Annotated in this window: 12 protein-coding genes; 3 read left to right on the top strand and 9 right to left on the bottom strand. The window is 55.8% G+C overall.

The annotated features are described in order from the left end of the window. Position 1 precedes the first annotated feature (1 nt). Complete coding sequence (ompR, locus tag ACEQFP_RS13040) at positions 2–721, top strand: two-component system response regulator OmpR (RefSeq protein ID WP_005290509.1); 720 nt, start codon at positions 2–4, stop codon at positions 719–721. Next, entirely contained in the window at positions 718–2,103 is a 1,386-nt protein-coding gene (gene envZ / locus ACEQFP_RS13035) for a two-component system sensor histidine kinase EnvZ (protein ID WP_370547149.1), read from the top strand. Before ompR ends, envZ begins: the two co-directional genes overlap by 4 nt. Positions 2,104–2,202: 99 nt before the next feature. Here envZ and pckA read toward each other — a convergent pair whose 3' ends face one another. From pckA to ACEQFP_RS12990, 9 genes are all read right to left on the bottom strand, one after another. Next, on the bottom strand, positions 2,203–3,822 hold the full coding sequence (gene pckA / locus ACEQFP_RS13030) for a phosphoenolpyruvate carboxykinase (ATP) (protein WP_370547150.1): 1,620 nt from the start codon (positions 3,820–3,822) through the stop codon (positions 2,203–2,205). Positions 3,823–4,012: 190 nt separating this feature from the next. After that, on the bottom strand, positions 4,013–4,453 hold the full coding sequence (locus ACEQFP_RS13025; protein WP_370547151.1) for a rhodanese-like domain-containing protein: 441 nt from the start codon (positions 4,451–4,453) through the stop codon (positions 4,013–4,015). 90 nt (positions 4,454–4,543) lie between these two features. Further along, positions 4,544–6,565: a multiheme c-type cytochrome gene (locus ACEQFP_RS13020; protein WP_370547152.1), complete on the bottom strand. Its 2,022-nt coding sequence runs from the start codon at positions 6,563–6,565 to the stop codon at positions 4,544–4,546. Between the two features lie 88 nt (positions 6,566–6,653). Then, positions 6,654–7,442, bottom strand: coding sequence for a thiosulfate reductase cytochrome B subunit (gene phsC, locus ACEQFP_RS13015; protein ID WP_370547153.1), 789 nt, complete (start codon positions 7,440–7,442; stop codon positions 6,654–6,656). A 9-nt stretch (positions 7,443–7,451) separates the two neighbouring features. Then, a complete protein-coding gene (locus ACEQFP_RS13010; protein WP_005290494.1) occupies positions 7,452–8,090 on the bottom strand; it encodes a 4Fe-4S dicluster domain-containing protein in 639 nt (212 codons plus the stop codon). Positions 8,091–8,321: 231 nt separating this feature from the next. Continuing rightward, positions 8,322–9,203, bottom strand: coding sequence for an Hsp33 family molecular chaperone HslO (hslO, locus tag ACEQFP_RS13005; RefSeq protein ID WP_005297466.1), 882 nt, complete (start codon positions 9,201–9,203; stop codon positions 8,322–8,324). A gap of 28 nt (positions 9,204–9,231) precedes the next feature. Next, the gene (gene hslR / locus ACEQFP_RS13000) at positions 9,232–9,648 is read right to left on the bottom strand and encodes a ribosome-associated heat shock protein Hsp15 (RefSeq protein ID WP_109579436.1); all 417 of its coding nucleotides are present in this window, start codon (positions 9,646–9,648) and stop codon (positions 9,232–9,234) included. After that, positions 9,645–10,346, bottom strand: a complete 702-nt coding sequence (gene yrfG, locus ACEQFP_RS12995) for a GMP/IMP nucleotidase (protein WP_109728631.1) — start codon at positions 10,344–10,346, stop codon at positions 9,645–9,647. The genes hslR and yrfG overlap by 4 nt, the downstream gene beginning before the upstream one ends. Before the next feature lie 76 nt (positions 10,347–10,422). Further along, on the bottom strand, positions 10,423–12,534 hold the full coding sequence (locus ACEQFP_RS12990) for an IgaA/UmoB family intracellular growth attenuator (RefSeq protein WP_370547154.1): 2,112 nt from the start codon (positions 12,532–12,534) through the stop codon (positions 10,423–10,425). 455 nt (positions 12,535–12,989) lie between these two features. Here ACEQFP_RS12990 and nudE point away from each other — a divergent pair, with 455 nt between their 5' ends. Then, positions 12,990–13,547, top strand: coding sequence for an ADP compounds hydrolase NudE (nudE, locus tag ACEQFP_RS12985; RefSeq protein ID WP_005297471.1), 558 nt, complete (start codon positions 12,990–12,992; stop codon positions 13,545–13,547). Positions 13,548–13,572: the final 25 nt, after the last annotated feature.

Raw genomic sequence — 13,572 nt, 5'->3', positions numbered from 1 at the left:
CATGCAAGAAAATTACAAAATTCTGGTTGTTGATGACGATATGCGCCTACGAGCATTGCTGGAACGCTACCTGACTGAGCAGGGGTTTCAGGTACGTAGCGTCGCCAACGCCGAGCAGATGGACCGTTTGCTCACGCGGGAATCCTTCCATTTGATGGTATTGGATCTGATGCTGCCGGGTGAGGATGGCTTGTCGATCTGCCGCCGCTTGCGTAGCCAGAGCAACCCGATGCCGATCATTATGGTGACGGCGAAGGGGGAAGAGGTGGATCGCATCGTTGGGCTAGAGATTGGTGCCGATGATTACATTCCCAAGCCGTTTAACCCGCGTGAACTGTTGGCGCGTATCCGTGCGGTATTGCGTCGCCAGGCCAACGAGTTGCCGGGGGCGCCGTCGCAGGAAGATGCGGTGATCAATTTTGGTAAGTTTAAGCTCAATCTGGGGACTCGTGAGATGTTCCGCGATGACGAGCCGATGCCGTTGACCAGCGGGGAGTTCGCGGTACTCAAGGCGTTGGTTAGCCATCCGCGTGAGCCGCTCTCTCGCGATAAGTTGATGAATCTGGCCCGAGGGCGTGAATACAGCGCAATGGAGCGCTCCATCGACGTGCAGATCTCGCGTCTGCGTCGCATGGTTGAGGAAGATCCGGCGCATCCGCGCTATATCCAGACCGTATGGGGCCTGGGCTATGTCTTTGTTCCGGATGGCAGTAAAGCATGAGACGATTGCGTTTCTCGCCGCGCAGCTCGTTTGCCCGCACCCTGTTGCTGATTGTCACCTTGCTGTTTGTCAGCCTGGTGACCACCTATTTGGTCGTACTGAACTTCGCGATTTTGCCGAGTTTGCAGCAGTTTAATAAGGTGTTGGCCTATGAGGTGCGGATGCTGATGACGGATAAGCTCCAACTGGAAGATGGTACCCAGTTGGAGGTTCCGCCAGCGTTTCGCCGCGAGATTTACCGCGAGCTGGGCATTTCGCTGTATACCAATTCGGCGGCGGAAGAGAACGGGCTTCGCTGGGCGCAGCATTATCAGTTTTTAAGCCAACAGATGGCGCAGCAGTTGGGCGGGCCGACGGATGTCCGGGTTGAAATCAGCAAGAACACGCCGGTGGTGTGGCTGAAGACTTGGCTATCGCCCGATATCTGGGTGCGTGTGCCGTTGACCGAGATCCATCAAGGCGACTTCTCTCCATTATTCCGCTACACCTTGGCGATCATGCTGCTGGCGATCGGGGGCGCCTGGTTGTTCATCCGTATTCAAAACCGCCCCTTGGTGGAGTTGGAGCATGCCGCATTACAGGTGGGGAAAGGGCAGATCCCTCCACCGTTGCGGGAATATGGCGCCTCGGAGGTGCGCTCGGTGACACGAGCGTTTAACCAGATGGCGGCCGGAGTCAAGCAGTTGGCGGATGACCGTACCTTATTGATGGCGGGGGTTAGCCATGATCTACGCACTCCGCTGACGCGTATCCGCCTCGCGACGGAAATGATGAGTCCCGAGGACGCCTATCTGGCGGAGTCGATCAACAAGGATACGGAAGAGTGTAACGCGATCATCGAGCAGTTCATCGATTACTTGCGAACCGGGCAGGAAATGCAGACGGAGTCGTGCGATCTGAATGGCATCCTGACCGAGGTGGTGGCGGCAGAGAGCGGCTATGAACGGGAGATCGACACGGCCTTGGCCGAGGGTGAGCTGCTGATCGATGCGCATCCGCTCTCTATCAAGCGCGCGGTCGTTAACATGGTGGTCAACGCGGCGCGCTACGGCAACGGTTGGATTCGGGTCAGCAGTGGATGTGATGGTGGCCGCGCCTGGCTCCAGGTGGAGGATGATGGACCGGGGATCGATGATGAGCAGCTGGCGCATCTGTTCCAGCCTTTCGTGCGCGGCGAGAGCGCCCGCACCACCAGTGGTACCGGTCTCGGGCTGGCGATCATCCAACGTATCATTGATGCTCACCATGGTAGCTTAGATATCGGTCGCAGCGAGCGTGGCGGACTAAAGATCCGCGCCTATCTCCATCTGGTGTCGCAAGTCGCGCAGGACGATCATGGCGCCAAACCCCGAAGCGGGGGGCGACGTAAAGAGCGTAGCTAACGCGTGAGTGAGGATAAAAAAGAGGATGCCCATGAGCATCCTCTTTTACTTATGATTGATGTCTAGCCTCGATGGCCACGACGGGTGGCCATCACGGGATTAACGTTGTGGGCCAGCATGAACCAGTGCGGCACCGGCAGGCGTGTCGGTGTACTTATCGAAGTTAGTGATAAAGCGTTGGGCCAGATCGTCGGCCTTCTCTTGCCACATCTCCGGGCTGGCGTAAGTATCGCGCGGATCGAGGATGGCCGGGTTGACGCCGGGGAGCGCAGTCGGCACCGCCAGATTAAAGATAGGCAGTGTGAAGGTTTCCTCCTTATCGATATCGCCGTTGAGGATGGCGTCGATAATCGCGCGAGTATCCTTGATCGAAATCCGTTTGCCACTCCCATTCCAGCCGGTATTCACCAGGTAAGCCTGGGCACCGGCGGCTTGCATGCGTTTCACGAGGACTTCGGCGTATTGGGTCGGATGCAGGGTAAGGAACGCGGCGCCGAAGCAGGCGGAGAAGGTTGGCGTCGGCTCGGTGACACCCCGCTCGGTCCCCGCCAGTTTGGCGGTAAAGCCAGACAGGAAGTGGTACTGGGTCTGGTCGGCCGTCAGACGGGAGACGGGCGGTAATACGCCGAAGGCGTCGGCGGTCAGGAAGATCACCTTCTTGGCATGACCCGCTTTCGAGACGGGTTTTACGATATTCTTAATATGATAGATGGGGTAGGAGACGCGGGTGTTCTCCGTCTTGCTACCGTCGTCGAAATCGACGCTGCCATCGGCACGCACGGTGACGTTTTCCAGCAGGGCGTCACGAGTGATGGCGTGATAGATATCCGGCTCCGCTTCGGCGGAGAGTTTGATGGTCTTGGCGTAGCAGCCGCCCTCGAAGTTAAACACACCATCGTCATCCCAACCGTGTTCATCGTCGCCGATCAGGCGGCGTTTCGGATCGGTGGAGAGGGTGGTTTTTCCGGTGCCAGAGAGGCCGAAGAAGACGGCGACATCGCCTTTTTCGCCGACGTTGGCCGAGCAGTGCATCGAGGCGATACCTTTTAACGGCAGCAGGTAGTTCATGATGGAGAACATGCCTTTCTTCATCTCGCCGCCATACCAGGTTCCACCGATTAGCTGAATGCGTTCGGTTAAGTTAAAGGCGACGAAGTTTTCAGAGTTCAGTCCCTGCTCTTGCCATTGCGGGTTGGTACATTTGGCGCCATTCATCACGATGAAGTCGGGTTCGAAACCGGCCAGTTCATCCTCCGTAGGGCGGATAAACATATTTTTGACGAAATGGGCTTGCCAGGCGACTTCGGTAATGAAGCGCACCTTTAGGCGACTATCCGGGTTAGCGCCGCAGTAGGCATCGACTACGAATAGACGCTTATTCGAGAGCTGGCGAGTGACCAACCCTTTGAGATGTTGCCATATTTCAGGAGATAAGGGATGGTTATCATTCTTTCCCTTGCCTTGATCGGACCACCAAACGGTATCGCGTGTAGTGTCATCGCGTACCAGATATTTATCTTTGGGGGAGCGTCCAGTAAAGATGCCGGTATCGACGGCGACGGCGCCTAACGTGGTAACCGTGCCGCGTTCATAGCCTTGCAGGCTAGGCGCGGTTTCTTCCTTGAACAAGAGGTCGTAATCGGGATTATAAACAATTTCAGTAACATCAGAAATGCCATAGGAGGCGAGATCAGCTGCAGTTAAGCCAGTGGCATGCATTACACTACTCCTTGTAGGTTATTTTTTATCTGCGCCTACTGTAAGTCGTTACTTTTTTGTTAACCGAGATAATCATCAAAAAAACAAAAAATCAGCGGAATCCATTTTGTGGCAAATTCTTCTATTTTGATAATACCTGTCAGGATCAATTATTGCTGTACTACGGCTTCCCTGTAGGCCGCCGGCACGACTAGGGGGTCGTTGTTGATGCGAGGGGGTCGTCCTTTTCTGTGGGGCGACCCGAGGTGATCCAGCCGAAGATGCCATCGGCCATATGAAAGACATGAGGGTAGCCGAGCGCCATGGTCATCTTGGCGGCATCATGGCTGGCGAGGCAGAGTTGATTTGCGCAGTAGAAGATCAAGGTTGCTTGCCGGTCGTGAGGCAGTAGGCTCTGCCAGTTCTCTTGGTTAATGTAGATCGCGCCGGGAATGCGGCCCTGATGCCAGATCTCGGGCGTGTTCACATCTAGAAAGTAGACATTCGGCTGGCCGAGTAACGATTCGGCTGCTCGCATACTGATGGGTGTTGGCTCCTGCTCTTGTTGCGTGTGTATGGGGGCGGCAAAGATGGCGGTAGGTGAGAATAGGCTGAGCGTCAGACACAGACCGAATAGCGGGTAACGCAACATAATGAACTCCTTGTTAGTGTAAGCGAGTGGGGAAGCTGGTGGGTGGGAATAACGGTGGGCATCAGAGACACCCACCGTATGAAGCCGCGCTTAGTGCGCTTTACCGTTTAGGATCGCTTCAGCTTGATCGATGTACAGTTGGCCTTCCTCCATGCGAGCCTTAGCATAATGCGGCGCATGCAGGCCCCATGAACCGTCCCGCTCGATCAGCTCCGCCTGTTGGCGGGCATGGTTGCTGAGCAAGCGGACTTGTACCTTGTCGCTTTGTGACAGGCTAGTGGCCTTGTTCAGACGTTTCTCGATACGCTCCAATCCGCTGTGGATGCGGGTATAGCCATCTTTGACCGGCGTTTGCCACTCCATCACCTTGGCATAGATGCTTTCTTGATCCTTAAATTGCAGGCGCTCGGAGAGTACGGTTTGTACCGGGCTATGGCAGCCACCCCCTTCGATTACGTCGCCGTCACTAAAGGCGGTGCGCCCGCAAGACCACATCAGATCCAGGTAGGGCTTACCATCCTGACGGGCGATACTCCATCCCTTGATGTTAGAGGTCCGAGGTTGTCCTTCAGGGGGATTGAGAGTCTTAGCCTTCTCGTCAACCCGGATCTTCCAGATATGCGCGCGGCGTACGTTGTCGAATCCGGCATGATCGGGAAACTGGATGGTGGCGAAGTTTTCACAGCTACCCATGTTCGGCATGTGGCAGGCGGTACACTGGTTTTGCCCATGAGTATCTCCCTGGGCAAAGAAGCTCGCCTGAGCGGCGTGGCAGTGCTGACACTGCTTCTTGATGGTGCTCTTGGTCGTCCCCTCTTTCCAATCGTTGGCCGTCACCGCGTGCGGATCGTGGCAGGTATTACAGCGCATACCATCTTGGTAGTGCGCGGTGTAGTACATCTGTGAGCCTTCGGTACCACAGGCGGGGCAAGATGACTTGAAGTAAGAGTTGAATGGCCGCTGCGGATCGGCCGCGTCATTGGCGGAGTTATAGGTGAAGCGTTGGTGGCAACGCTCGCAGTTGGAGGGCATACCAGCCCCTCGCGCACCGTACAGATGGGCTCCCGCGCCGTGACACTCTTCGCAGGTGATTCCTTTGGCGATGGTATGCTTACGGAGCTCTTCTGGCTTACCGAGTGCGGCCAGAAACTCCTGGGAGCTCTTGAAGTCGAACTTCATGGTATGGCATACCTCGCAGTAGGCGCTGGCCGGTTGGAACATCATATTGGTCCGGTTAGCGGCGCCGTAAGAGGTCATGCCCCAGACGCTAGAGCCTTGTGCGCCAAAGTCCTCCAGTTTGGTAGGAAAGCCGGGAACAAAGCTGGCGATCTTCTTCGCCACGTCTGGCGTGATAAACTGCGCCCAACCACGAGAGAATTGGTTGCCGCCGGCCACCATGGTACCGGTGCCGTCTTTAAGCAACCCACCCTCAATATGGTAAGTACCACGAACCATCCAGGCATCGATGAAGCCATATTTGGTCCGGGGTGTGCCGATGATGGCATAGATGGCATCCGGCGTAACCCCTTGCGGTAGCACAGAGGCTTTGCTGCCATACAGTCCACGATTCAGATCCTTGCCCGGTATCTCCTCCATCTCATCAGGGAAGCGCACGACTTTAGCGTGGCGGGAACGCTCCCAGGCCTGGTATTGCGCCGGGTGGCATTCCGCACACTTCTGTGGGCCGACATATTTGTTCGGAAAATCGAGAATGGATTCGACGCCTAAGCGATAGGTTACCGCCGTCGGGCGGCCATGTTTTTCGGCATACTTATCACCGCCGCCAAACTCGACAAATTCCTCCTCACGATTGCTGATGGTGTATTTACCGACCAAGCGTCCGGCGGCTTCGTACTTAAATAATGGATGATGTTCGCGTAGATAGCTGAAGAGGTCTTTCTCCTGTTCGACATACCCCATCAGCGTACGCGGTGTATCGGGAATACCGTCGTTGCGGTTAACGTCGATCTTCGTTGCCGAGGCGCTAGATTGGCTCGTTGCCGCTGGCGCAGATTCATTGGGTGGGGACTGAGACACCAGCCCCGATGCGGCCATGAGTGGCATTGCGAGCAGCCATAAGGCAAAACTGGTTAAGCGGGTAGGTATTTTCATCGTCAACTCCTTGACCCAGTAAATAGCGGCGTAGTGTTAGGGTGTTATGACACTGGCCTATTTTTAATATTTATATCTTTGTTGTTATTTATTCGTTTTCTACGGTATGGACGCGGTGGCGATGATAACCATCGAACATGGCCATAAAGGTTTCCCCCCACGTCTCACCGAGGGTGCATAAATAAATATGTGCACTAATAAACATCAAACTAAATAATGATAGTAATAAATGCCCTTGGAGTATCCAGTAGGCGGCGCCGAGTGGAAGCCACTGAGGATTGGTCAGGCAGAGGCCGCTGAGAAATAATAGCGGTACCATACCGAACATGACCGAGCAATAACCCAGTTGCTGCAATGGATTAAACTTTTGTGTCCGCGTCGCCACGAAGGGATGCGGCTCTGCGTGGAAGATCCCGATGAGATAAAAGCGAGCCTGACGCATGCAGCGTGCCGCTAATCCCGACCAGGCGACACGATAATGTCGGCCATTGGGGCCGAAGAGGTTCAGGGCGAGAAATCCGCACCATAGTATTAACAGCAGATAGCCAGCGTAGGGATGCGCCTGAACCAACCAATGGGTGGCGGCCACAGGCAGCAGTGCAAAGTGGGTGAGCAGGCCGCTGATAAGTAAGAAGAGAAAGAGTAGCGCATTCACCCCATGCCACAGGCGCAGATAGAGAGGATAGAGATAGAGGCGCTCTTGTGTGCCGTGCGCGGCGGGGGCGGGATAGCGCCGCCGTAGTAGGGCGTGCAGTAGCAACAGGGCGCAGAGCCCTAACCATGCGACCGTTAGGGCGATCAGCCAGATTGGCCAGAAATCCGCCGGGTGGGCGGGGAGCTGCTGGGCCAGATAGGCGTGCAGTTGTGCGGCGTTCATGCTTGGCTCCTAGTCATCGGCGAGAATACGGTAGATCCGGCTGTGACGTGTGCCAGCCAGGTGATACTGGTAATAGGGCGCCAGAGCCAGTTTGAGCTCGAATGACGGCGTGTCCAACTCGCCAAAGCTGAGTGCATGATAGGGGCAGATACGCACACAGATGGGGACTTGCCCATGGCTTAAGCGTGTGGCGCTACAGAAGTCACACTTGTCGGCAATATGGCGGGTTGGGTGCAGATAGCGAGCCTGGTAAGGGCAGGCACTGATGCAGTAACCACAGCCGAGGCAACGCTGGGCGTCGATCTGAATCAGTCCATGCTGGTCGCGGTAGGTTGCCCCGCTGGGACAAACGTCGAGGCAAGGCGCGGGATCGCAGTGCTGGCAGCTATGGCGAAAATAGCGTGGTTTGTCCTCGGATTGGGACGTGGTACTGGGTAATGGAATGATCGCCAAGCGAGCACAGCCGGGAGCAACCTGGTTAATTTGATTACAGGCGTTGACACACTCCTTGCAGCCGACACATTTAGATTGGTCGTGGATCAATGCGTACTGTTTTCCCCTCCGGGTCGGCGCGGATAATAATATCCCCGGCGCCAGTACGATAAATCCGGCTCCAATGATAATATTGCGGCGTGAATAATGCTTCATAGATTATCCCATGAAATATATTTCGTGCTTGTTTTTATTCTATTGCGCTGAATATTTTCTGACGGACGATGAGGATTCTATTTCTGCGTGCCGGATGGAAAAGAGAGAGGGATCAAAAAATGATAACTCCCTAAAAATGGGTAGGCTTAAATAGTGGTGAATTATTATTTAAATAAATACAAATTTATTAATGGATAAAAATGGGAGGCTGCGCCTCCCGGAAAATAGGGATTAGTGGATCTGCCCGTCACCTTCGTCCGCGACACCGGCGCGTAAGGCATCGATGTCGATTCGATCAAAGATATAGTGGCTGCCACAATAGTCACAATGCATATCGATACTGCCGCGCTCTTCCAGCAATTGATCCAACTGCTGCGGAGGAAGACTCAGTAATGCGCTGGCGCTTCGCTCACGGGAGCAACTGCAACGGAAGATGATCGGTTGCGGGTCGAATAACGTAACTTGCTCCTGGTTGTACAGGCGGTATAGCACCTCGTTGGCCGGTAGGGTGAACAACTCTTGCGGTGTCACGGTGGCCGTCAGGAGTGCCAGATGGTTGAGATCATCGGTGTTATTGGGTTGTGTCGGTAGGATCTGTAATAGCATACCGGCGGCAGCCGGTTTGCCCTCAGCCTCACCCGTGAAGAGAAACAGCCGAGTCGGCAGTTGCTCGGACTGCATAAAGTAGGCTTCCAGGCAGGCGGCCAGCGTTTCACCCTCTAGGGCGACGACGCCTTGATAGCGCTCCCCCTCCTGCGGGGTAATGGTGATCACCATGACGCCGTTGCCCAGCATCTGTTTCAGGCTGCTATCCGCGGCGATCTCCCCTTGTAGACGGGCTACGCCACGCATCTCCTGGTTATGGTTACCATTAATGACGGCGAGCTTCAGCGGGCCATCGCCTTGCAGTTGGACGGTGATATTACCCGCAAATTTCAGCGTGGCCGTCAGGAGGCTGGTCGCCACGAGTAGCTCACCCAGCAGCGCCTGTACCGGGGCCGGATAGTCGTGATTTTCGAGGATATGGGCATAGGTCTCGCCAGCGTTGACCAGCTCGCCGCGTACGGCCAGATTTTCAAACAGGTAGCGATGTAATTGGTCGTGATGGGACATAGTCATCTCTCTTCAGGTCAGGCGCCGGTCATTCCGACTGGCCGTGTTTAAATTTAAGCAGGTTGCGCCGCTCTTTCTTATCGGGGCGACGATCGGGGTGCGGCATGCTGAGGGCATTCAGCTTCCGCGCTTGGGCCAGGGCCTCTCGTTTGGCGATGCTCTGCGCGGTCTCTTGATAGAGTCGCTGAGCCTGTTCAGCACCACCGCGTTGTGTACTGAGGGCCAGGACGATGATGGTGCGATCATCGTTGCCCTGGCGTAGGCGGATCTCCGCCCCCACCTCAACGTTGCGGCTGGGTTTGCCGCGTACGCCGTTATAGTGCACTTTCCCGCCGTCGATCATCTCGCGAGCGATGGCCCGAGTCTTGTAAAAACGCGCCGCCCATAGCCATTTATCCAGGCGGACGCCAGCATCATCTGGTGTGGTTTTGCGGCTCTCTTTCATCCAACCCTCCTTTCTTGGCCACCTCTGTCGGCAGCGATGGCGGGCAGCAGGTTACGGTAATCATTCAGCGCCGTATGGCGGGTAAAGTGTTTTTCCGCTTTACCGGAGTCGGGATTACTGACGCCCAGACAGTAACGGATGCCGAATTGGCGTGCAGCATCGAGTATCGGCTCGGCATCGTCAACAAACAGCGTCCTGTTCGGATCGAATGCGCAGCGCTGTTGTACCGCCTGCCACAGACGTTGATCCTCTTTGGGATAGCCAAATATGTGGGTGGAATAGAGCAAATCAAGGTGGCTCGCCAATCCAGTCTGCGCCATCTTCATCGCCAATCCATGTGGATGCGCGTTGGTCAGCAGGATGGTACGCCGCCCGCTGGCGCGTAACGCCGACAGGAAGGGCAGAGTATCCGGGCGGATACGTACGCGCTCGCGTTGCTCCAGCGTCATGCGTTGGATATCCAGGCCGAGTCGGGCGCTCCAGTAGTCGAAGCAATACCATTCCAGAGTATGCGCTACGGCCTGATATTCACGCTGGATTAATGCCTGAGCCGCCTGTGCAGAGATGCCGCGTGTGGCGCTCAAGGTTTGTGGCACCAGCGTCAGCCAAAAATAGTTATCGAAGGCGAGATCGATCAGGGTACCGTCCATGTCTAGCAAGACGGTATCGATATCACTCCAGTCGAGGGTGGGGGTCATGGCGTACTCCGGAAAACGCAGAGGCGGGGGATCAGCGCCCAGTATATTTTCCTAGCGCCCCCTTGTCATGCCACAGTTAAGGGTGTGAGGGCGGATCGAACGGCATAATCTTATGATTGATGCACTGTTCGTAGTAGCGTTGGATCGCCGGAATACGCGCCCGGGCACTGCGCCAGCGACGCACGAAAAGGGTAACGTTGACCGCTAGGACGATACCTAGCGTTAAGAGCAGCGGCGGCATGAGCAGATAACGCCAGAGGCTTAAACCCTCGGGTTGGCTGTGCAGGGTGATATGGCGCGTACCATTGGCATCACTGCGGATATCGGTGATCACGCCGTGTGCGCGGAAGGGCGTATTTAGTAACATGCGCGACAGGTTTTCCAGCTCGCGCCACTGATCTTGCGGACCATACTCATACAGTGAGAGGGGCGGCTGTGGGTGGGTAACCCACTGACGTTTTTCATCGCTGCTGATCAGGAAGCCGCCAGGCGGTGTTACGGCGAGTAACTGCGCCGCCTTACGGGTCTCACGGTTGTAGAAAGAGGAGACGGCGTTGTTGACGATTGTCGCAAGCTGGTGAGCGCTAGCCGGACGCATCAGGACGTTGATGCCCTCTAGGCCGCCGCTGCGTGCCTTCTTGAGCAGCGCACTCCACGACTTACTGTTACTGAGGTTCACCAGTGAGTTCTTCAGTCGAACGCATTCGTTCTTTTGGCCGCATAATGCATCGGTTTTGAGTACGATTGCGGCGAAGTCATTCAGTAGGATCATCCCAGACTTTTGGATCGCACTGGCCAGCGCCGGGCTGACCGCGTTGTCACCCTCTTGCGCGGCGAGCTGGCGGTTAACGGTGGCTTGTAGCGACGCCGCATTATCGATGATATCGGAGTTAGGCTCCGCCATCGGGGTTGCGGTTCCCCAATAGATGGTGCTGCAATCGAAGGGGAGGAAAGGATAACGTTCTCCCTCTTGATAGAGCGCTGGCACATGGCACATGCCCGAGCCTTTGAGGTCCAGCACATCGCCGACTTGTAAGGGCATGGCCGCCAACTGTTGCACGCTGTCGGCGGAGAGCGTTTGTGGGCCGTGTAGCCAAGCGCTGCTGATCTTTAGCGGGACGCTCAACGATTGACTCGTCAACAGTAACAGCAGGCCGAGCAGCGCGGCAACGCTGAACAGCGCGTTGCGCCCCCAGGGTTGTAACGGGAATTGGGTGGCTTCATCGTTGAGCGAAAGAAAACGGCCTTGGCGGACGACATGGCGATTCAAATAGATTTCAATCTCGGTCAGCTGGCCAAGATCCTTGTGGATGTAAGGTTGCCAATGTGCCGGGTAGATGAGGTCTAGCGTACCGATGGAGACGTTGTTCAATTGCTCGGTGCAAGATTCGCCGAATAGCCCCCAGCGCTTGGGAATGCCGCGTAATAAGTGTATCTCTTTAAGTTGCTTGCTGCTGGGCTTGCGGTATAGGCAGCCGATACCCCAGACGAGCAAGAGCGCGGCCAGCGCGAGTAGCCACGGCATGAGCGTCGATGGAACGACGAGCGCGACGGCCGCCAAGAGCAGGCCTATGGCCACTGGCAACGCGATATAGCCGCCGCCGCGTTGCTGCAAGCGATGTTCCGCCAGGGTCTCCTGGCGGACACCATATAGATCGACCTGTTCGCCCTCACTGCGGCGGATTGAGGCGGCCGCTTGCGCCGGTTGCGGTAGACGTGGGTTATCTAGGCTTTCCGCCAGGGTATGGCCGTTGATGGCGACGACCAATGGCAAGCTGGCGGTTTTGATCAGTTCGAGACTGTTCTCTTCGGCGATGTACTGTTCCCAGAAGGCTGGCAGGTGGACTTCCTGGTTATCCAGAAAGTAACGATGCTGGCTAGGTGTGTCGCCGGCCAAAGCGTAACGCGTGATGGCGTGAGTGACGGCGTACACCCGATCCCCCTGCGGCATCAGGCGTTGATGTAGCCGTGCGAGGCCCGGGTCGGCGTGCTGGGCGGCGGCATCCAGCCCATGTAGGTAGGCCGAGATTGCTTGCTGCTCTGCCGGCTGCAGTTTACGCTGCTTGGTTTTGACAAAGGGAAAGGATGCAGACAACCGCGACGCTCTCTTGATTGTGTACCAATAGATATAGCCGATAATAACCGCTGTAGGGAGAAGATACAGGAGTGTTGTGATGGATGCGTTCATACCGACGCCCTCACGATGATCACCGTACAGCCAACCTGCACACGTTTCGTCGAATCCTGTGACGACGATTGTTCGCAGCGCCCACCTACCTCTCCCGCGCTGGAACACCGGTTGTGACGGTGATGATTACCAATATAACGCTATGTCGTGGAATGAGTTTGACTGATCTTAAGCCGTTTCCTTCCCGGTAACTCAGCCTAGCATACCCATTCATCGATCATATCGGTATTGTCCGATTTTTCCTATCCTGTCACGGGATTATCGCCATAAGTCGCGTTCTCGGCGCCAATAATATGAGGTGGGAAGAGGAAGTAAAATAATGGCGACAAATGTTGCGGAAATATGAGCATCTGCGCACAATGCCGTTAGGTACCTTTGGTGATTATCAGCGATTTATCGCGCATGGCATGCCGTTGGCCGTAGCCATCGCGGACCTTGAGGACAGCGGGTTAAGTATGGATAGTTCCACAAAAAAACCCAGGATCCTGGGTGTTGAGACGGTGGCGCACTCACGCTTATTTAATGTGGAGTCCGTCGATCTAGAGTTTAGTAATGGCGAACGTCGTGTCTATGAGCGTATGCGTCCCTCGGGGCGTGAGGCGGTGATGATCCTGCCGATATTAGGCGAGGATCTGCTGCTGATCCGCGAATATGCGGTGGGCATTGAAGAGTACGAGTTGGGCTTCCCTAAGGGGTTGATCGATCCGGGTGAGCGAGTCTTCCAGGCGGCAAACCGTGAGCTGATGGAGGAAGCGGGCTTCGGGGCGCAGCAGTTTACCTTGTTGCATAAACTCACCATGGCTCCTTCCTACTTTTCTAGCCAGATGAATGTGGTGGTGGCCGAGGAGTTATTCGCGAAACGGTTACAAGGGGATGAGCCAGAAGAGATGCCGGTGATTCGCTGGCCTTTGGCGCGGATGATGGAGCTGTTACAGCAGCCTGACTTCCATGAGGCGCGTAATGTCAGCGCACTGTTCCTGTTGCGCGAGTATTTGCAGCGTGGTGCGGCCTAGCCGGCACTGAGCATGATGGGGAGCG

Source organism: Edwardsiella sp. A.80236, from assembly GCF_044540725.1.
Classification (GTDB): Bacteria; Pseudomonadota; Gammaproteobacteria; order Enterobacterales; family Enterobacteriaceae; genus Edwardsiella; species Edwardsiella tarda.
Note: the sequence above shows the minus strand (reverse complement) of the source record. Positions and strands in the feature narration are given on the sequence as shown.

Coding starts and splice junctions, on each gene's coding strand:
- ompR (WP_005290509.1), top strand. CDS start 2: ATGCAAGAAAATTACAAAATTCTGGTTGTTGATGACGATATGCGCCTA.
- envZ (WP_370547149.1), top strand. CDS start 718: ATGAGACGATTGCGTTTCTCGCCGCGCAGCTCGTTTGCCCGCACCCTG.
- pckA (WP_370547150.1), bottom strand. CDS start 3,822: ATGCATGCCACTGGCTTAACTGCAGCTGATCTCGCCTCCTATGGCATT.
- ACEQFP_RS13025 (WP_370547151.1), bottom strand. CDS start 4,453: ATGTTGCGTTACCCGCTATTCGGTCTGTGTCTGACGCTCAGCCTATTC.
- ACEQFP_RS13020 (WP_370547152.1), bottom strand. CDS start 6,565: ATGAAAATACCTACCCGCTTAACCAGTTTTGCCTTATGGCTGCTCGCA.
- phsC (WP_370547153.1), bottom strand. CDS start 7,442: ATGAACGCCGCACAACTGCACGCCTATCTGGCCCAGCAGCTCCCCGCC.
- ACEQFP_RS13010 (WP_005290494.1), bottom strand. CDS start 8,090: ATGAAGCATTATTCACGCCGCAATATTATCATTGGAGCCGGATTTATC.
- hslO (WP_005297466.1), bottom strand. CDS start 9,203: ATGTCCCATCACGACCAATTACATCGCTACCTGTTTGAAAATCTGGCC.
- hslR (WP_109579436.1), bottom strand. CDS start 9,648: ATGAAAGAGAGCCGCAAAACCACACCAGATGATGCTGGCGTCCGCCTG.
- yrfG (WP_109728631.1), bottom strand. CDS start 10,346: ATGACCCCCACCCTCGACTGGAGTGATATCGATACCGTCTTGCTAGAC.
- ACEQFP_RS12990 (WP_370547154.1), bottom strand. CDS start 12,534: ATGAACGCATCCATCACAACACTCCTGTATCTTCTCCCTACAGCGGTT.
- nudE (WP_005297471.1), top strand. CDS start 12,990: ATGGATAGTTCCACAAAAAAACCCAGGATCCTGGGTGTTGAGACGGTG.